This window comes from Streptomyces sp. UF-297 (genome assembly GCF_058245575.1).
In genome coordinates this window covers 115744-134227 of sequence record NZ_JBSIBZ010000012.1, presented here as the reverse complement: position 1 = coordinate 134227, position 18484 = coordinate 115744, and the positions used below count along the sequence as shown (strand labels likewise).

The 18484-nt window shown below is 68.1% G+C and carries 13 protein-coding genes and 1 pseudogene; 8 read left to right on the top strand and 6 right to left on the bottom strand.

Annotated elements, in window-relative coordinates; all coding sequences use genetic code 11:
* A partial coding sequence (locus AC4IJH_RS10375) for a SpaA isopeptide-forming pilin-related protein (protein ID WP_490851295.1) occupies nucleotides 1-4613 on the bottom strand: 4613 nt, incomplete at its 3' end.
* Nucleotides 4614-6584: 1971 nt separating this feature from the next.
* Here AC4IJH_RS10375 and AC4IJH_RS10370 point away from each other — a divergent pair.
* The 4 genes from AC4IJH_RS10370 (at nucleotide 6585) to AC4IJH_RS10355 (ending at nucleotide 11028) form a co-directional block, all read left to right on the top strand.
* Entirely contained in the window at nucleotides 6585-7259 is a 675-nt protein-coding gene (locus tag AC4IJH_RS10370) for a hypothetical protein (RefSeq protein ID WP_490851294.1), read from the top strand.
* A gap of 134 nt (nucleotides 7260-7393) precedes the next feature.
* Nucleotides 7394-8614 carry a hypothetical protein gene (locus AC4IJH_RS10365; protein ID WP_490851293.1) on the top strand — a complete coding sequence of 407 codons (1221 nt, stop codon included), beginning with the start codon at nucleotides 7394-7396 and terminating at the stop codon, nucleotides 8612-8614.
* Between the two features lie 147 nt (nucleotides 8615-8761).
* Nucleotides 8762-9496, top strand: coding sequence for a hypothetical protein (locus AC4IJH_RS10360; protein WP_490851292.1), 735 nt, complete (start codon nucleotides 8762-8764; stop codon nucleotides 9494-9496).
* Nucleotides 9497-9546: 50 nt separating this feature from the next.
* Nucleotides 9547-11028 (top strand): class D sortase, encoded by a 1482-nt coding sequence (locus tag AC4IJH_RS10355; protein ID WP_490851291.1) that lies wholly within the window; start codon nucleotides 9547-9549, stop codon nucleotides 11026-11028.
* A gap of 271 nt (nucleotides 11029-11299) precedes the next feature.
* On the opposite strand, the gene AC4IJH_RS10350 is transcribed toward AC4IJH_RS10355, so the two are convergent.
* The gene (locus tag AC4IJH_RS10350) at nucleotides 11300-11707 is read right to left on the bottom strand and encodes a hypothetical protein (RefSeq protein WP_490851290.1); all 408 of its coding nucleotides are present in this window, start codon (nucleotides 11705-11707) and stop codon (nucleotides 11300-11302) included.
* Nucleotides 11708-12275: 568 nt separating this feature from the next.
* Here AC4IJH_RS10350 and AC4IJH_RS10345 point away from each other — a divergent pair.
* A pseudogene (locus AC4IJH_RS10345) lies at nucleotides 12276-12630 on the top strand (hypothetical protein).
* Nucleotides 12631-13039: 409 nt separating this feature from the next.
* Here AC4IJH_RS10345 and AC4IJH_RS10340 read toward each other — a convergent pair.
* The 4 genes from AC4IJH_RS10340 to AC4IJH_RS10325 all read right to left on the bottom strand — a co-directional run bounded on the left by AC4IJH_RS10340 (nucleotide 13040) and on the right by AC4IJH_RS10325 (nucleotide 14827).
* Nucleotides 13040-13675, bottom strand: coding sequence for a hypothetical protein (locus tag AC4IJH_RS10340; protein WP_490851289.1), 636 nt, complete (start codon nucleotides 13673-13675; stop codon nucleotides 13040-13042).
* A complete protein-coding gene (locus AC4IJH_RS10335) occupies nucleotides 13672-13938 on the bottom strand; it encodes an acyl carrier protein (RefSeq protein ID WP_490851288.1) in 267 nt (88 codons plus the stop codon). The genes AC4IJH_RS10340 and AC4IJH_RS10335 overlap by 4 nt, the downstream gene beginning before the upstream one ends.
* A complete protein-coding gene (locus tag AC4IJH_RS10330) occupies nucleotides 13911-14123 on the bottom strand; it encodes a 3-oxoacyl-[acyl-carrier-protein] synthase III C-terminal domain-containing protein (RefSeq protein WP_490851298.1) in 213 nt (70 codons plus the stop codon). The genes AC4IJH_RS10335 and AC4IJH_RS10330 overlap by 28 nt, the downstream gene beginning before the upstream one ends.
* Before the next feature lie 209 nt (nucleotides 14124-14332).
* Nucleotides 14333-14827 carry a hypothetical protein gene (locus AC4IJH_RS10325; protein ID WP_490851287.1) on the bottom strand — a complete coding sequence of 165 codons (495 nt, stop codon included), beginning with the start codon at nucleotides 14825-14827 and terminating at the stop codon, nucleotides 14333-14335.
* A 551-nt stretch (nucleotides 14828-15378) separates the two neighbouring features.
* On the opposite strand from AC4IJH_RS10325, the gene AC4IJH_RS10320 reads away from it, so the two are divergent.
* From AC4IJH_RS10320 to AC4IJH_RS10310, 3 genes are all read left to right on the top strand, one after another.
* Nucleotides 15379-15903 carry a hypothetical protein gene (locus AC4IJH_RS10320; protein WP_490851286.1) on the top strand — a complete coding sequence of 175 codons (525 nt, stop codon included), beginning with the start codon at nucleotides 15379-15381 and terminating at the stop codon, nucleotides 15901-15903.
* 210 nt (nucleotides 15904-16113) lie between these two features.
* Entirely contained in the window at nucleotides 16114-17049 is a 936-nt protein-coding gene (locus AC4IJH_RS10315) for a hypothetical protein (protein ID WP_490851297.1), read from the top strand.
* A gap of 13 nt (nucleotides 17050-17062) precedes the next feature.
* The gene (locus AC4IJH_RS10310) at nucleotides 17063-18448 is read left to right on the top strand and encodes a peptidoglycan-binding protein (protein WP_490851285.1); all 1386 of its coding nucleotides are present in this window, start codon (nucleotides 17063-17065) and stop codon (nucleotides 18446-18448) included.
* Nucleotides 18449-18484: the final 36 nt, after the last annotated feature.

Below are 18484 nucleotides of genomic sequence, written 5' to 3'. Positions count from 1 at the left end.
CGGGTGTCCGGCAGCTTGACCTTGGTCGGCTCCGTGTCGGCCGCCGAGTTGGTGGCCTTGTCCCGCTTGTCCGTCACAATCTTCGGCTTCTCCGGCGGATTGCCGTGCCAGGGGTCCCTGTCCCTGACGCCGATGCCGCTGATCTCACCCTCGGCATCGACCGAGGACTCGTCACCGTGGACCACACCCGGCTTCAGCCCGTACAGGGTCATGGTGCACTTGTACGAAGCACCGACCGCGAAACGGGACTTGGGCTTGGTCTTGGCATCGACCGGCCAGGTGTTCTCCCAGCGCACGTTCTTGCCCGCCGGGTCCGTGCTGCTGGTCCCATCGGGCCAGTCGCACTTCAGATCCTTGATCTTCGCGTCACCCTTGATGATCCGGTCACCGGTCTGGACCTTGATCAGCGGCTCGGTGCCGTTGTTCGTGTTGACCGAGTAGATCACCTTCTCCCGGGTGTCCGGGAGGACGACCTTCTGGGCCTCGGTGTTGGCGTCCGAGTTGGTCGCCTGGTCCTTCTTGACGATGTCGATCTTCGGGCGCACGTTCGGCACCGTGGTGGTGACACCCTTGCTCGCGTTGTCCTTGGTCAGGACGAGCGGGCCGAAGACGGGGTTCTTGGGCAGCGGGTAGGGCTTGCCCTTCTCATCCTTCGGAGCCTTCGTCTCCTGCCAGTAGTAGGTGCCCAGCCGCAGCTTGCCGACCTTGGCTCTGCCGTCGGCGCCCGTGGTGACGGGAGCACCGGCCTTGGTGTCGGGCTTGTTCCCGCTCATCTGCAGACCCGGAGTCCCGTTGGTCTCCTTCCACAGCTGGAACTCGGCACCGCCCAGGGGCTTCTTGGTCTTGGCGTCGATCTTGAGGACCTTCGCCTCGGCCGGCGGCTCACCGTGCCACGGGTCCCTGTCCTTGACACCGATGCCGCTGATCTCGCCCTCGGCGTCGACGGTGGACTCGTTGCCGTGGACCACACCCGGCTTCAGCCCGTACAGGGTCATGGTGCACTTGTAGGAAGCGCCGACCGCGAAACGGGACTTGGGCTTGGTCTTGGCATCGACCGGCCAGGTGTTCTCCCAGCGCACCTTCTTGCCCGCCGGGTCCGTGCTGGAAGTGCCGTCAGGCCAGGTGCACTTCAGATCCTTGATCTTCGCGTCACCCTTGATGATCCGGTCACCGACCTCGACCCTGATCAGCGGCTCGGTACCGTTGTTCGTGTTGACCGAGTAGATCACCTTCTCCCGGGTGTCCGGAAGAACGACCTTCTGCGCCTCGGTGTTGGCGTCCGAGTTGGTCGCCTCGTCTTTCTTGACGATGTCAATCGTCGGACGCACATTCGGCACCGTGACGGAGACTTCCGCCTTCTCCTTGTCGTTGGTCAGCACCAGCGGACCGAACACCGGATTCTTGGGCAGCGGGTAAGGCTTGCCCTTCTCATCCTTCGGAGCCTTCGTCTCCTGCCAGTAGTACGTACCCAGCGCCAGCTTGCCGACCTTGGCCCTGCCGTCGGCGCCCGTGGTGACCGGAGCACCGGCCTTGGAGTCGGGCTTGTTCCCGCTCATCTGCAGACCCGGAGTCCCGTTGGTCTCCTTCCACAGCTGGAACTCGGCACCGCCCAGGGGCTTCTTGGTCTTGGCGTCGATCTTGAGGACCTTCGCCTCGGCCGGCGGCTCACCGTGCCACGGGTCCCTGTCCTTGACACCGATGCCGCTGATCTCACCCTCGGCATCGACCGAGGACTCGTTGCCATGGACCACACCCGGCTTCAGCCCGTACAGGGTCATGGTGCACTTGTACGAAGCACCCACCGCAAACCGGGACTTGGGCTTGGTCTTCTCGTCCGCTGGCCAGGTGTTCTCCCAGCGCACGTTCTTGCCCGCCGGGTCCGTGCTACTGGTCCCATCGGGCCAGTCGCACTTCAGATCCTTGATCTTCGCGTCACCCTTGATGATCCGGTCACCGGTCTGGACCTTGATCAGCGGCTCGGTGCCGTTGTTCGTGTTGATCGAGTAGATCACCTTCTCCCGGGTGTCCGGAAGAACGACCTTCTGCGCCTCGGTGTTGGCGTCCGAGTTGGTCGCCTCGTCTTTCTTGACGATGTCAATCGTCGGACGCACATTCGGCACCGTGACGGAGACTTCCGCCTTCTCCTTGTCGTTGGTCAGCACCAGCGGACCGAACACCGGATTCTTGGGCAGCGGGTAAGGCTTGCCCTTCTCATCCTTCGGAGCCTTCGTCTCCTGCCAGTAGTACGTGCCGGCATCCATTTCCTTGCGCTGGCAGGCGCCCTGGCCATCGGTAGTGCAGGGGCCGCCGACCTTGGTGTCGGGCTTGGCCCCGCTCATCTGCAGACCCGCAGTCCCGTTGGACTCGCGCCACAGCTGGAACTCCGCACCCGGCAGCGGCTTCTTGGTCTTGCCGTCGATCTTGAGGACCTTGACTACGCCCTTGCTGGGCTGGTTGTAGCCGAAGTCGTACGTGTGGTTGTCCTGGCCCGGGCCACCAGTGGTGATGGTGTGCTCGGGGAACTTGCCCCCGGCCGGGACCTTGCCGTCACTGTCGATGAAGTCGTTCGTCCCGGCGTCGTGCTTGGTGACCCTCCACCCGTCGAGCGGGCCGCCCTTCTCGTAGTCCGCCGGGTTGTCGATCGCGATCCTGTACTTCGTGTTGAACTTCAGACCGTGCTCGCGGCTGTCGAAGTAGTACTCACCGCGGGCGGTGGTCTTCGTCGACGCGACCTTGTTGCCCTTCTCGTCGTACAGGTTGACGGTCGCACCCTTGACCGGCTTCTCGCCCGGGTCCTGGATACCGTCCTTGTCGACGTCGTACCAGACCCGGTTACCGATCTGGATCGGCGCTTCGTCACACATGACCTCCAGGTCGGCCATACCGCCGCCCTTGCCCCAGGCGCTGGTCAGCCGGTTGCCGTAACCGTCGATCGACTTGCCGTCGAAGCGGTTGATGAAGGCGGTGCCAGAGGTGAAGGTGGTGACGTTGTCCGGGTCGACGGAGGACGTGGCGATGGTCTCCTCGACCTTGGACAGAGCGATGCCGGCGAACGCGGCTTCCGCGTGCCAGGGCGTCTTCCGGTCGCCGGGGTAGTACTCCTTGACCGCCGGGTTGTTGGAGTTGCTCTTGCAGCCGCCGTTGGCGTCCATCACGAACTTGCCGTCCGACCCCTTGCAGGCCCGGTTGATGTCACCACCCGACATGGGCGCCCACCGCATGCCCGGAAGCTCACGCTTCATCGGCATGCCGACGTCCCCGGTGCTCACTCCGGCCATGTCACCGAAGCGGTCGCGGAAGCCCAGGATCAGACTGCCATCGGTGTCCACGACGACGTCGGCCAGCTCCGGCTGCGGATACGCGATGCGTCCCCCTCCCCTGCAGTTTCGCTCGTCGCCCGCGGGGCTGCCCGGCTTCTGCGTGTCGCGGAGCTTGTCCGACCACGGGAACCAGCCAGGGCCCTGGCAGGCTGCGATGGTGTCGGCAGTCTCCTTGGGGAAGTCCAGCTTCTGCTCCATGACCTTGCCGGTGAACTTCCCCGTGCCCGGGTCGAACGTCTGGACCACAGCCTTCAGGTCGCCCCTGCTCTGGGTCGACTCGGCCGAGCAGACACCGCCCACGTACACGGTGCCGTCCTGGACTCCCAGACCGAAGGGACGCCAGTCCGAGGCGGACGCACAGCCCGGGTCCGGGATCGGGTACGACGCCTTCGGCGCGTTGGCTGTCTTCTTGGTGGCGTCGTACCTGTACAGCTTCTTGTCTTTGAGATTGACGACGTACAGGTCCTTGCCGTCCTCGGAGACCTCCACATCCCCCAGCGACTCCTTGCCCACCGCCGGGTTGAAGTCCAGGTCCTGGAGGTCCGAGTCGTCAACCGGGCCGTGCTTGGTGTCGCCGGCGTTGGGGACCGTGGTGAACTGCGTGGTCTGCTTGGTGTTCCGGTCGGTCAGGTAGATCGCACCAGAGCCGCCGGGACCGTAGAGGGAGGCTCGCTTGGCCACCGCCCCCGAGAAGATCCACTTCTTCGGCTTGCTGTAGCCGATGCCGTACAGCGCACCCGTGGTCGCCCGGTCCGACAAGTCCTCCGTACCCGTGCTGTTCCCGGTGGAGTTGTACGGAAGGCTGAGCAGCGTGCGCTGCTCAGCATCCCGTGTGCCGACCTTGTTGTCGTTACGGATACAGGCGGTCACCAGATCGGCGTTCTTCTGGCAGTAGTCCGCCGGATTCCAGAACGACGTGGTCATCTCCACGTCGTTGCCGTCGGAGAGGTTGATGAACTCCTCGCTGCTGACGAGTTCCTCGGTACTGCCGGCCGCCAGACCCTTCTCCGCGGCGAACCCCGGGAACAGCACGCCCGGCTTGGGGTTGATGACCTGGACGCGATACTTGCCGCCCTTGAGCTTCGCCCCCGGCTCGAGGGTGACCGTGCCGTCCGCGCCGGTCGTCCCGCTGATCGTATTCCCCGCGTCATCGGTGAGGTTGACCTTCACCTGGTCCATGCCAGGTTCGAGCACCCGGTCCCAGGTCTTGTTGGCATTCACCTCACGGACCACGCGGACCTTGACGCTTCCGTCACCGGCATCGGCGGCTTGCGCCACAGGCGCGGCCCCCAAAGCCATACTGGAGGCCATCAGCGGCAGCACGACACCTAGGGTGCCGGCCCGCCGTGGCAGACGTTTGCCGCGCAGTGCGGCAGCTACTGTCGTTGGCAAGATTTCTCCTGTTGTTCGCGCTGAACAGGCGGGTCACTCGCGTAATGGCCAGTGAGCCACCTACGTAAATAACCGCTTTTGGCCGGAGAAGATCACCTTGCCGCGCAGAAGGCACTTTTAAGCGATGCTTATTGCTCCGTATGGCTTTGTCCCGGCAGCATGACGGGACGGGAATGCCGACAATGCCCGTATCGCCGCTGATGAGCCGACACTGGCCATACTGCCGAAACGCGATGGCGCATCCGGCGTGCTGCCCCAGGCCGAAAGAATGGGGAACTCGGCCGGGCAATCACTCCTGGTAAACGACGGACACGGCGCAGGTCAGAGCCGGGGGCGCGTCCGCTGCTCTGCGAATGCCACCATCACCCGTTCACCACACCGACGCCCCCATCTGATGGCCGTGATGAAGCCTGCCGCGGCTGAGTGCGGCGTTCCCCCTACCACTGCCTGACTGGTACACCAGCCGCCGTCGCCGAGTGCCACCGCGCAGCCCCTGGGCGATACGGGACACGCGACAGTCGCCCACCTCTGTGGCCTAACTGGCGAAGGCTCTAAGTGTCCTGGGCGCCGAAAACCGCCCGGCTCCCTTCATGGACCCGGCACAGGAAGTAGGCCGACTCTCCGCTCGCGCTCACATTGACGGCCAGAGTGATTCACATCGCGAAGGCCTGCACTATGCGGGAGTTCCCGTGGTGCGCATCCGCGAGGCGGAGGGCAGCCGAGGCCGGCACAAGGGCCATCGCTGCCGACGACGCCGGCCGCGCAGCCGTGCCCGTGGCCACCGCTCCGCCATACGCGGCGTCAGCACCACAGCCGACCACCCGGCTACGGGCATCCGGTACACCCGGCTCGCGCCATTGGGGTCCGTACGCCTTCACACTCCGGTCCGCGCTCAGCACTCGGGGCGCTGGTCGGCGGGAGGGGCTACGGGTGGTGTCGGTCCTCCGGCCCTTTCCCCCAGGGCGGCACGTCCGGCGCAGGGGCGGAGCCGTGCTGCTGGGGCGGCGCTTCGCCCGTACGGTCGCCGGGCGCGCACCGGGAGGTATCGATGTACTCCCGGTAGAGAGCGTCGTAGATCGGTGTGGGCGAACTTTGCGGGTCCGGCCATTCCGTCAGCCCCGAGCGCATCGGGGGAACGTAGGGAAGATACCGGGACTCGTGGTACGGGGAGTGTGAGTGCACGTTGACTCAACGAGCCGGAATCCGCCCCGGTACGTTTAATGGAATACGATAAGCCACATAGCGCAAGGCATCATATTAATGACTGCACATCACCGGACCTGCGGCTCCGGAGAATACCGGTCGCGAGTTGCGACAGGTCGGGGATGTCCGCGAGCGACTCCATCAGATCGAATGGGCACCGGAGATCCCTGCGAAGGTCGCCCCCTGGGCGTTCGCAGCCATCCGCGACAACTCCCTAGGCAAGTCAACGCCGTTGCGTCACCGTGGAGCCCCTCTCCCTGAACGGGTGCACGCCCTCCCCCTTCCAGCCGTCCACGCGACGCTCCTTGGGCAGCGCCCTTCCTCCGCTCGACCGACAACGGGAACCAAGAATTCGTTCAATTAATTTCAATAGCAATAATGCACGTTCTTTCCGCCATGCAGGTGGTCCGCATTCATGCCTACTCACAAGTGGCATTACATGTCAGTAGGTTGACGTATGCCGGAATGACAAACCCCGCCCGTCATCCCGGAGTCGACCGAAGGAGAGAAATGCTCTCGCACTCCAGGGCCCGTTTCGGGACGCTCGCTGCGACGGCGGTACTTGCCACCTCATGGTGTGGCATCGCCGGAGAAGCGGCGGCAGACGAAGAACCCGGGGGCGTACCGGGTTTCGGGCAACTGGAGAGCGCCGCACCCAGCGGAGAAGCGATGGCCGCCATCTCCGTGGACAACGGGGTACGCCAGGTGTCCGAGGGCTCCAAGGTGGGGTACCGGATCACCGTGGAGAACCAGAGCTCGTCGTCCCACCTGGCCGCCTCCGTCTCCGCGGTCCTGCCCGAGGGGTTCCAGTGGGCGTCAGCCGACGCCGACGGGGCCAGGAAGGGCGACCAGGTCCGGTGGAAGCTGCGGGTGGCACCCCAGCGAAGCGAGGTCCTCACGCTCAGGGGCACGGTGGGCTCGGCGTCCGGCAGCGTTGACCGCCTGGCCCTGGTGGCCTGTGCCGAGGGCGGTAAGTCGCCGGTGTGCGCGACCGACATGGACGACGTCGCTCCCGGCGGATGGTGGGCAGGCGGATATCTCTCGTGGCTGGTCGTCGCGGCGAGTGGCGTGGCCGCATTGGGGCTGGCCGGGTTCCTCGCCTGGTTCCTCCACCGGAGGAAGGCGCCCGCCGAGCCCCTGACGCTCCCCGCGCAAAGCTCGGCCACAGCCACTGGCGGCGGCACGCTGCTGGGTGGGGCGCAGGAAAGGGCGGATGCCCCGTCCGGTATCGACGCGTCGGAGGACGAGGCGTGGAGCCGAGTCTCCCACCCGGCAGTGGCCGAACCGGTGGGCCCCTTCCCGGATCCGAACGGTGGCGCTGAGTTCACCGGCGCGGACAAGTAGCCGTGGTGTACAGCAAGTTGCACCAGGCAAGCCGGACAGCGGGTGTGGTGTTCGTGATGGGGGCGCTGTGGGCGGCACAGGGCAGCGTCGCTGTTCCCGCCACGCCACCACCGGCAGGGCCGGCGGAGGTGCCGGTGTCCGAGTCCGACACGGCCCTGCCCCAGCGCGAGGGACCACGGGTCACCAAAGTGTCGTCCGACGCCGGAGTCGCGGGCCCTGGCGACACGGTCGGCTGGGTCGTGGAACTGACCGGTCCGGCCCGGGACTCAGGGGCGCCGGGCCATGTCGATATCGACCTCTCCGGAGTCCTCGCCTCGGCCGACCTGGTCGGCAAGGCGGTGGTCACGGGGCCGGGCCAGGTGGCGCTCCGGGGCAGGTCGCTTCGCTGGACGGGAGACCTGGGTCCCGGTCAGCATGCGCGGATCTACTTCACCGCGGCCGTTCACCGGACCATCGAGCGGCCGGTGCTGAGCGTTCCGGGGGCCGGGCAGCCGGTCCGGCTGCGAGGGCTGGAACTCACCGTCCGGGCGGACCCCGCCGAGGTCTCCGGTGACGGCCCGGTCACCTTCCAGGTGAACGCCAAGAACGTCGGGTCGGGGGACTGGACCGCCACGGATCCGGCCACGTTCGACATCGACCTCGGGGGCCTGCGCGAGGCCGCCTCGTACGCGAAGAAGGCGCGCGCGACGGGGGGTTCCACGAGGTTCACGGGGCGCCATCTGATCTGGACGGGTGCGCTACGGGCAGGTCATACCGTGTCCGTCAGTTTCACCGCGGACCTCGCGGCCCGGCCGGGCGCGAAGCCGGAGGGACTGGCGCTTCGGGCGAGCAGCGAACTGGCCTCTGGCCCCTGCACGCCGCCCGGCCACGCCCACGCCTGCCGGGCAGAGGTCCAACTCACCGCCCCTGCGCCCGCGGACAGTACCCCGCCCGACCGGAGCACGCTCTACCTCTCGGTCGGCGCGGGTTCGGTGCTCACCGGTGTGGCCGGTGCGGCCGTACGGCGCCGGCGGCGGCGCGGCGGATCCTCCGACGAGGTGCCCACTGGCCCCGCTCAACAAGAACGGAAGCCCACCATCACCCCCGAGCCAGAGGCGGACCATCCCGCCACCCCCGCCACCCCCGACAGGCGAGATCCCGAAGAGGACCGCAGACCGGACGTAGTGGCCGCCTCGGCGGACACGGAGAGCCCGTCCCTTCACCAAGAACCGGCAACCGTGGCCGCTGCCGATGCCGGTGCCGATGCCGATGCCGATGCCGATGCCGATGCCGACGAAATCGATGCGGGGTTCGCGGGGCTGTACGCCGCGCTGGACGCGTTGCGCGCCGACATCTCCGGAGCAGGCAGGAGGTGAGCTTGTCCGAAGCCCCCGGGCACGGCGCAGGGCCGTTCTCGGCACGACCGCCCCCGCGTCACTGCCGGATCAACTTCCCGCCCCCAGTCCGCAGTTCGAACCGCCCCGAGCACAGACAGAAAGGCACGTACACCCATGAGCAAGGTCATGACTGCCGCCGCACTCGCCGCAGGCGCCACCGTTCTGTCGGCACCCGCGGCCATGGCACTCTCCCCGCACGACACGCAGGCCGCGGCCCCCGCTGCCCGGGTGGTCGCCAGCCAGATCATCGACCAGTCCGGCGGCACCCTTTCCGGCGCCGTCAACGGCGGCAACGCCCAACTCAGCATCCCCGAAGGGGCGTTCAAGGAGCCGACCGAGCTCCGTATGACCACGGCGGACACCAAGTCCCTCGAAGGCAGCCTCGGGCGGATCGGCTACTCCGGCTACCGCGCCCTCGCCGCCGTCGGACTCAAGGCGTACAAGGTCGACGGCTCCACCGTGGACAGCAAGTTCGCCAAGCCGCTCTCCCTCACGGTCACGGGCAGCGACCTGAGCGAGGGGCAGAAGGCGATCCAGCTCAACCTCGCACGTCCGCAGGAGCAGAAGGCCAGCTTCTCCTCCGGCAAGGCCGAACTCAGCGTCAACGGCACCCCGGACCTGGTCTTCGTGGCCCCCGAGAACGGCGCCACCGAGCTCCGTGCGGCGACCAGCTCGAAGGGCGGGGAACCGGCGGAACCGCAGAAGCCGGCGGCGGGAACCGCGATCGAAGGCGCGACGAAGGCAGAGACCGGCATCCCGCTCACCCCCGAACTGGTCGGCTCCGGGCTCGCGCTGGCGGCCGGGACCACCCTGCTGCTCGGCGGGGGACGCGGGCTCCGCCGCCCCAACAACGTCGCCTGACCACCCCGTAGACACAGCAGACGGAGAGGCATCCCACGGTGATCGACGGCATGAGCGATCCCTCGTCGACCGGCCCGCAGTGCTGCCCGCACTGCGGGCGGTCCGCGGCAAAGCTCCCCACCACGGCCCCCAAGCAGGCGCGCCGGACCCGCGTACGCCTTGATGGACGCACCCTGATGGTGGCGCTCCTGCGCTTTCGGCGGGAACAGCGCTATGTCCCCCAGCCCTACAAGGCGCGGTACATGGGGTCGCTCCCTGGCATCCGCCATGTGCCGGGAATCAAGTACGTGCTGCGGACCGTCCCCACGGTGAGCGTCCGATACCGGCCCGTGGCCGTGCGGATCCCTGTCGTCAGGCGCGAGGTACGGGAGTCCCGCCCCCGCTCCCCGGCACCGGCGCCGCCGCGACGGGCAACGCGACGCCGCATCCTGACCACCACGGCCGCTGTCACCCTGCTCGCCACCGGTGCCATGACCCTGGGGAACGCGATGCGGTTCGACGCCGCCTGGACCGCTTCCAGCACCCGCCTGACCCAGATGTGGGACGACGTCGCCGCAACCGGCACCCGCGCCGCACCGGCCTTCGGGGCTCCGGACGACTGTTCCGCGCTGCCCCCGTCGCGCATCGGCCGGCCGGACGTCCCGCACGCCGTGCTGCGGGTGCCGCGCACCGGCCTGCGCACCGCTGTCCTGGAAGGCGCCGACCGGGCCACGCTCGACCGGGCCGTCGGCCACCTTCCCAGCAGCCAGTGGCCGGACCAGGGCGGCACGACCGTCCTGGAAGGCCATGACATCACGTACTTCAATGAGCTCGACAAGCTACGGCCGGGAGACACGGTCGAGGTCCAGGGCGCCTGCCGCACCTGGACCTACCAGGTGACGGGCGGCAAGGTGGTCCGCGCGGGCCACCCGGTACTGCACTCCGCGAAGCCGGAGCTGAAGCTCGTCACCTGCTGGCCCATCGGCGCGCTGTTTCCCAGCGACCAGCGGTACGTGGTCACCGCGCGCCTCGTACGGGAGACCGCCGGCACTCCGCAGCCCGCCCCCGCTGCGCAGCCGGCCTCCTGGCCACGGGTGGTACCCGCGCTGCCGCCGGGGACACGGGCCGACGATTTCGCACCGGGCAAGGTGGGCATGCCGCTGGGCAAGCTGACCGTGAGCCGCGAACTGAGCGAGACGTACCGGCAAGGCACCCACCCGCTGGAGGTCGAGAAGGCTTCGGTGCGCGTGGTCGGCGCCGCGCTGCGCGCCCTTGCCGAGGGCCGTCGGGACTGGTGGCAGACGATCGCTCCCGGCGTGCCGTTGCCCACCGAGATCGTTCCGCACAAGGGCGTGAACTGGACCGGCCGCGTCCCGGTCGAGATCGAGGGGTACGGGGAACGGCCGACGGGCGCACGGCTGTCGGCCGAGGTGGAGCTGGCGGGCGCGCGCTATCGCCTCACGGTCCGCACCCGCGTGGACCACACGGAAGGAACCGGCAGCCCGGCGGTCGTCCGGATCAAGGCGTGGCGCCTGGAGCCCGTCGCCCCCTGATGGTGAGGGCCTGTTGCTGTGGTGCGGCCGCCTGTGTGCGGCCGCCTGCCGCTGGTCGAGCTTGACGCTCTTCCACCTGTCCCGCCATTGCTCCCGCACGTCTTGGTCAAGGCCGACCAGCCGCCGGACCAGCTCCAGGGTGACGTCCAGCGATGGCGGCCGCTGGCACTGCCCGCGCCGGGCGCGCCCGCCCCCGTGGCGGCCGCGCCCGGGGGGGGCGGTGACGGCGCCCCTTCCGCAGGTCGTTGTCGCTGTCCGGCCTGCTGGTACGTCAGTTACTAACGGGGATGGTGCCAGGGAGGCACCTGTTCACGGCTGGATGGACGGCGTCGAACAGGCGGGGGTGGTGCTCTACGGGGAGCTGGGCTGCGACCTTCGTCAGATCTTGCACCAGCTTCTTGGAATCGGGAATCTTGTTCGCCGCGAGGCCGGCGATGGCCTCGTCGAGGTCCTGGCGGACGATGCCCACGAGTGCTCGGTCCTTCACGGCTCCGGCGAGCTCTGGAAGCAAACCGCGGAGGGACTCCAAAGCTTGCTGGCATCGCTGACGGTCTGGGGGGCGCGGCGCATCTGCTGCTGCGGGCCCGGCCAAGGCGGCGGGAGCCGTGGTGATCACGGCGCCGGATGCGAGGGCAGCGGTGGCGATCAGTGTGACCAGAGGACGGGTGAAGCCTCTCATGGGGGATCCTTTCCAGGCGTCACGTCACGCGGAAAGCGAGGGAGTCGACAGGTGGCCTCGTACTGCGCGTCACGTAGCTGTCAGTGAGGCGACGGTAACCGCGTGCGGTGCGCCTTGCGACTTGGCAAGTGGACCTCGCACGCTGGGCTCCTGCGAAGTCCCGGGGGACGGCCACCCGGGCCGCCCTTGTCAGCACCGTTGAGGTGCCTGGTCACCAGCTTCTCCGCAGGCGAACCACGCCCGACGCCGTTCGGGTGCGGCCCGTGAGCCGGGTTGGACACGCGGACCGGTCGACGCGCGGCCCGGAGCCGGACTGCTCCGCATACAGCTCACCATCGCCGAACCACGGGTTCACTGGACGGATCCCGGCCCGGTGCCGCGAATCGTCCGAAGTCGATGAACCGTCCGGTGTCCTCGTTGATGGGGATCCGCGATTCGAATTCAGGAAGCCCTAACAGGGCGGAGTGACCACCTCCAGGCGGCCCCCGTTCCTGCCCCACGACCGGCGACCCCAGAGGGTTTTCGGCCCTGTGATGTCCGGACGGGCGCGGCGCGCCGTCATCAGAACATGGCTCTGCCGTCCTCACCTACCGCACCGTCCGCGCTTGAGGTGCTGTGCGCCCGGTACGCCCGTCAGCTGCCTGCGGGGCCTGGCCGGCCCCACGCACGGCACGGTCGACCTGTCCCTGCACGTGGTGTGGTCAGGACTGCGCTCCTTCGGCCTGGACCGCCCCCGGCTGCGGATGAGCCTGTACCGCACGGTACTCGCCGAGGGCCTGCGCCAGGACCTGGAGACCTTCCTCAACCGGGACCTGCTGATCAGCCAGTGGCCCGTGCTACGCACCCTGATCAGCCGACCGATCCGCGAAGTGTGGGAAGAGACCTTCCCCGAGCTCCCCGTCCGGGCCACGACCACTGCATGAACCTCACCGGCCTGCACCGCCGGCCGCTGGCCGACGTGCTCGCCATCGGCACGCCCTTTCCCGGTGATCACCGGCGGCTACGCCGTCCAGGGTGGCCTTGACGGGCTGGGCAGCAGCAACTCGTCACGTTCCGCCGCAGTGGTATCCGCCCGCAGTGGGGCCGGGTCTTCGTCGCGGAAAGCCGTGGCGGCCAGGCCCAACCGCCACGGCGTGGTGAGGTAGCGGGCCACGGGCCGATGCCGGTCGCGGTCCAGTGTGTCCAGCAGCTCGTTCCAATGGGGGTTGTGGCCGCAGCGAGCGGTGAGATAGGAGTGGGCCTGTCTTACGGTGACGTTCCGGATCGATCTCGGTGGCCGCGCCAACGGGTGGGCAGCACTGCCTCATTGATGGACTGGCCCGCGCTGAGCGGTCATGGGGCGGGGCGGAAGGCGAGGACCGTGTTGTGTCCGCCGAATCCGCAGGAAGTGCTCAGGGACAGGTGGATGGTCTGCTTGCGGGGTGCTCCCGTTACCAGGTCGATGGTGCTGGTGCCGAGGTCCGCGGTTTCGAAATTGGCGGTGGGTGGGACGAGTTGGTGTTCCACCGTCAGGGCGGTGAGCGCCGCTTCGATGGCTCCGGCCGCGCCCATGGGGTGGCCGAGGACGCCCTTGGCCGAGGTTACCGAGGGGGGATCCGCGCCGAAGAGGCGGCGCAGTGCGCCGGCTTCGGTCTGGTCGTTGAGGGGTGTACTGGTGCCGTGGGCGTTGATGTGGCTCACCTGCTGAGGCAGCGCGCCGGCGGCCGACAGGGCGAGCCGTAGGGCCTGTTGGAGGCCGGGGCACCGGTCGTGCCGGTGGGGCTGACTGGTGCCCGTGTGCAGGCGGGGGTCAAAGTCCGGGACCCGGCAGGAGAAGGAGACCGGCAGCCCTGCCAGGTCGGGGTCCTCTGCTGCGGTCGGCCGGCCCGAGCACACCCGCTCCCAGGTCTTCTTGGTGCCGATGCCGGCGGGCGTGACGAGGCCGATTCCCGTGACGGCGAGGGAGGGCTTGACCGCGGACGCCGTCATTGCGGGGTTCCGGTGCTGTGCGATTCCTGCCGGGTGCCCAGCAGTTCGTGCACGGTGCGGGCAAGCTGTTGGAAGGTGAGGTCGGCGGTGGTGTCCTCGTCCGGGGGGACGCGCCAGTGTTCCTCGAGGGTGACGGCGAGTTCGGCGACGGCGAGCAAATCGAGGTCCAGGCCGTCGAGGCGGGCGTCGGGCCGGATCTGTGCGGCGTCGACATCGAACTTGTCGGTGAGGAGCGTCACCAGGTGCTCGTAGACAGTGTCCATGGTGCTGCCTTCCTGGTGGGTGCCTGGGGTGCGGTGGTGGAGCCGGGCAGTTCGGGGGCGTAGCTGCGGGGCCGAGCAGCGGGCCAGGTCAGCGCGAGGGAGCCCCAGGTCAGCCCGCCGCCGAAGGCGCTGAGCAGGGTGCGGGAGCCGGGCTTGACCAGGGCGCGTGCCGCGGTGTCGGCCAGGGCGAGCGGGATGGACGCGGCGGCGGTGTTGCCGGCCTCGCGGATGTTGCCGAAGCGCGCGTCATCATGCCCCTGCGTACCCGGGGTACGGGCTCAGGCCGGAGGCGTTCAGGGTGCGGCAGGGAGGCCTGATGGCATCCGGCCGCCGGCGTCTGCAGGAGGCTCATGGCTCCCTCAGTCGCCGGCGGTTTCAGATCACTGGCCTGCGGTCAGCTGCGCCACTGGAACGACGCGTTCTGGTTGTAGGTCTTCGACAGGTTGCGGGAAACTCCGGTCACAACGGGGTCGGTTGCGCCCTTGTACCAGCTGTTGTAGTAGACGTAAGCGGTGTACTGGGTGTGCCGGTTCTTGGCGGACGCGGCGTTGTTCTTGATGTTCGCGCCACTTCCCTTCCCCTTGCCGCCGCAGAACTTCAGCGGCTGCGTGCCGCCCTGGGCTGCCCCGCCGATGCGCTCGTCGGCGAAGTTTCCGACGCTGTACCCGATGTTCCGGTACGAGCCAGCCTGGTTCGAGTTGTGGAAGAGCGTGAACTTGAACTTGGAGTCGTAGTAGTTCTTGCAGACCTCCTTGCTCATCTGGTTCTCGTGGCCCGTGTTCAGGGCGCTGGCAGGGGCGGTGGTCACCGCGACGGACAGAGCCGCGACGGCTCCCACCACTGCGGCGCGCGCACCGAGGACAGTTGCTCTCCGATGCCTGAGGTTCATTTCTCTCTTCCCATCAACTTGGTTTACCTGCGGGGGCGATGAGTACGGTCCCGGGCGTACGAATGGCGCCGGAAAGACTCCCCGCAACTCCAAGGGATCGTAAAGCACAGGCAAAGCAGTCCATGCCTCCGGGGGTACCACAAGCCCCCTTCAACCCTCCGGCGAGGAGCGGGACGACCCAACTGACGCTCCATCAAAAAAGCGCGGATGGGAATGTTTTGCGACCCTGAACCGCTACCGGGACGCCTTCGCCAAGATCGCGAATCGGAATACATGGAAGATCGATCAAGATCAATGGCAGCAATACCCCTTCACAAGTTTTCGATCTTGAAACCTTTATAAGATAGATACAAACACGCAATAGGCCTTAGATTCACTGGCCCAGTGGGCTGTACAGCCAGGCATTGCATGGTGCATACTTACCGATGCTTTACTATTGCTTTACGTGCCGGCGGTCGAGGAAGATCGTTGATCTTTCCATTGGCGTGCCCGCGGGCATGCCCGCCGCGGGCCTCGAACTGTGCACCTACTGGTAATTGGGGAGTTCTTGCATGTCTCGTAGCGCATGGCGCCGAAAGGGCGGGCGACTGGCCGCCATCACGGCGATGGGAGCGGCACTGGTCGCGGTTCCGGTGGGCAGCGCCGTCGCCGTGGACGGGGACCGGAGCCCGGCGGCCGTCCAGAATCCGGAAGAGTTCATGCCGCGGGCGCCCAACCTCGACTTCGTGGAGAACGCCTGCGCCGGAACCAAGTACAAGTTCCGTTTCCACTGGAGCTCGTCGATGTCGACCGCATGGCGAAACCTCGGGTATGCGGAGTGGGATCTGGGCAGCGTTGCCCAGGGCGGCACCATAAACGCCAATCAGGCTCTGACGTTCTGTGGCGGCAAGGGCAAGGGCTACGGACAGAAGATCAAGAACAACTCCACGGCCGCCGAGAACAGCCACTCCAAATACCGCGGCTTCGTCTACTACAACAGCGGCTACAAGGGTGCGGTGGACACCGTCCCCACCATGTCGTCCATGAAGCTCAAGAAGACGTTCAACAACAACGCGTCGTTCATGTGGAAGAGCTGAGCCGAAGAGCCGAGTCAGCGTTTCTGCGTACCACTCGTCCGTAAAGCAGCGTAGATCGCCGTAGATCGGTGGAGAGCGGTCGGAGAAGTCCTGCCGTTCCATCCCTTGCATACGGCGAAAGGTGTGCCGGGGACGGAACGGCCGGTCAGCGATGCCCAAGAAAGGCCTGCCGAGAGCGGCGCAGCGGCCACGATCGAAGAAGTGACAGTGATGGAACGTAACGTGCGACGGTTCAGCGGACGGTCGGCCAGGAACCGGGCGGTGGCGGCGGTCTCAGTGGCGCTGATCGCCACCAGCGGCTGTTCGTCCGCCACACAGGGCACGGACGATACGGCGCGCTCGGCATCCCAGCGCAACGCCGATCCCGCCGATCCATCGACATGGACCTTGCCGGTTGAGGCATACCTGCCCTCCGACGACGAGAACCGGCAAATAGCGCGGGCCCGCAGCACCGTGATTGGCGACTGCATGAAGCGCCTGGGGGTGGAGTGGAGCCCCGCCGCCGAGCTACCGACGGTCGGCCCCAAGACACTCACCGACTGGCGTTACGGCATCCATGACGCTCAGCTGGCCAAGAAGCGGGGCTACAAGCCGGACGCCGCCGAACAGGCGGCATACGACAAGGCGATGAAGGCCGGTGCCCTGGATGAGGGCTCCGACGGCGGGCCGACCGAACAGGCACTGACAGGCAGTGAGCGCACCGTCAACGGCAAGGACGTGCCGGAAGGTGGCTGTGGCGGGGAGGCCCAGCGCAAGCTCGGCGGGGACGGGACGGAGTTCGCCCAGACTGCCCAAGAGGTCGGCAATGACGCGTTCTTGCGTTCCAAACAGCAGCCCGAGGTGGTCGCAGCGTTCCGGGACTGGTCCTCGTGCATGAAGGAGCGGGGCTACTCCTACAAGGAGCCCCTGGACGCCAGCGACGACCCGAGGTTCGCCTCCGAAGAGGTCACGGACCTGGAGATCGCGACCGCCGCCGCCGACCTCGCCTGCCGGGAGCGCCACAAGGTCGCCAAGATCTGGTTCGAGGCCGAAGCCGCCTTGCAGAAGAAGGGCATCGAAGAGCGCGCCGAGCACCTGGATCATGTCAAGAAGCTGCGTGACGCCCAGGTGAAGAAGGCCGCCGCCGTGCTCGCCGGAACCGACTGAGGGAGCGCCTTCGATGAACCAGCACCCCTGCGAGCCGACCCGGCCCCTGCCCGCCGCCACCGAGGCGGGCGCATCCGCTCAACTCCCCACGCCGTCAAGCGAATCCTCCAAGGCCACGCCCCGCACCGGCCTGGCCAAGCGCCGCCGCGCCCTGGTGGCGGTGGTCGCCGGTGCCCTCGCCCTGGGGGGCGCGGGTCTGGGTGCCGCCGCGTTCGTCAAGTCCCCCGCGCAGGTCGCGGCGGAAACGGCACCCCCGGCCCCGGACGTACTCAGCGCTGCGGTGGAACACCGCGTCCTGTCCCAGACCCTGGTGGCACGTGGCCGGGTGGCGGCGAGCCAGTCCGTCGATGTCGCCTCCGGCGGCCCCTCAGGCGAAGGGATCGGCCGGGCGGTGGTCACCAAGGTGAAGGTGGCCGCGGGCGACTCGGTGGCCGCGGGCAGGCCGCTGCTGGACGTGTCGGGGCGGCCGGTGTTCGCGCTGCGGGGCGCGCTGCCCGCGTACCGGGATCTCGGTCCGGGCCTTCAGGGCGAGGATGTCGCTCAACTGCAGCGCGCCCTGGCCTCGTTGGGGCACTCCACCGGTACGGACCGGCAGGGGACCTTCGGGCCGGGAACCGGCCGCGCCGTCTCCGCACTGTACGCGCGGATGGGGTACGCGGCGCCCGCCGCCGACAGGACCGCCGCCGACAAACCCTCCGCACCTGCCGAGAACGACTCCGGCGCGGCGCGCGAGCCCCGGGCGGCGGGCGCCGCGCAGCAGCCCTCCCCCGCAGGCCCCGCTACTGACCCTGCTCCCTCCGTCCCCATGGCCGAGGTCGTCTATCTCGAGTCCCTGCCCGCCCGCGTCGATGCCGTGGCCGCCAAGGTCGGGGCCGAGCCCGGTGAGAAGCTGCTGACGCTCTCCGCCGGTGCGCTGGCCGTCGACGGTTCGGTAGCCGCCCACGAGAAGGGCCTCATCCGCCCGGGGCAGCAGGTGCACATCCTCTCCGAGACCACCGGCGAGGAGGCCACCGGTGAGGTGACCTCGGTCGCCGATGCCCCCGCCCCGGCCAAGGACTCGGAGGGCGGACAGAGCACCGAGAAGGGCCACCCTCTGCGGATCAGGCCCGCCAAGGCGCTCCCGGCTTCCTTCGCCGGAAAGGAGGTCCGGCTGACGATCACCGCCGCGTCCTCCGGGCATCGGGTGCTGGCCGTGCCCTCCTCCGCGCTCTCCGCAGGCGCGGACGGCCGTACGACCGTGTCCGTCAAGGAGAGCGACGGCAGGCAGCGGCGCATCGAAGTCCGTACCGGAATGTCCGGCGACGGCATGGTGCAGATCACGCCCGTCGGCACAGCCCGGCTGACCGCCGGTGAGCAGGTCGTCGTGGGCATCGCGGCCCGCGGCGCGGGCGAGCGGTGAGGGCCGTGAGCAGGAGAGCGTACGCATCCCCGTCCC